The organism is Flavobacterium psychrophilum DSM 3660 = ATCC 49418, assembly GCF_002217405.1.
GTDB lineage: Bacteria > Bacteroidota > Bacteroidia > Flavobacteriales > Flavobacteriaceae > Flavobacterium > Flavobacterium psychrophilum.
On sequence record NZ_MUHE01000082.1, the window covers coordinates 177 to 632 of the forward strand.

The following is a 456-nucleotide window of genomic DNA, read 5'->3' on the forward strand; positions in this document are numbered from 1 at the left end:
ACAATTGCTTTTCTATCGAAATAATTTGCCCATTAGCGTTTGGAATTGGGTCGCCATGAGGATCCTCGGTCGGATTACCCAGAAAATCATCTAATTTATTAATTAGCTTTTCAGATTTTATGTGTTCTAATTGTTCTGCAATATCATGCACCTCATCCCAAGGAAAATCTAACTTTTCTACCAGGAAAACTTCCCACAAGCGGTGTTTCCTTACAATCATTTTCGCCGAAAGCGAACCTGTTTCTGTAAGAGATACACCTTGGTATTTTTTGTAATTAATGAGGTCTTTCTCGGATAATTTCTTAAGCATATCAGTAACCGAAGATGCTTTGGTTTCCATTTTTTCGGCAATAGCGTTCGTGCTTACTTCCGAATCTGAAATGGTGGTAAGATGGTAAATTGTTTTTAGATAATTTTCTTCTGAAAAAGTCATAAGATTTTATTTTTAAACACAAA

Annotated in this window: 1 protein-coding gene; it reads right to left on the reverse strand. The window is 35.1% G+C overall.

What is annotated here, in order from left to right; genetic code table 11:
- A partial coding sequence (locus B0A57_RS11980; RefSeq protein ID WP_243389180.1) for a metal-dependent transcriptional regulator occupies window positions 1–433 on the reverse strand: 433 nt, incomplete at its 3' end.
- Window positions 434–456 lie beyond the last annotated feature (23 nt).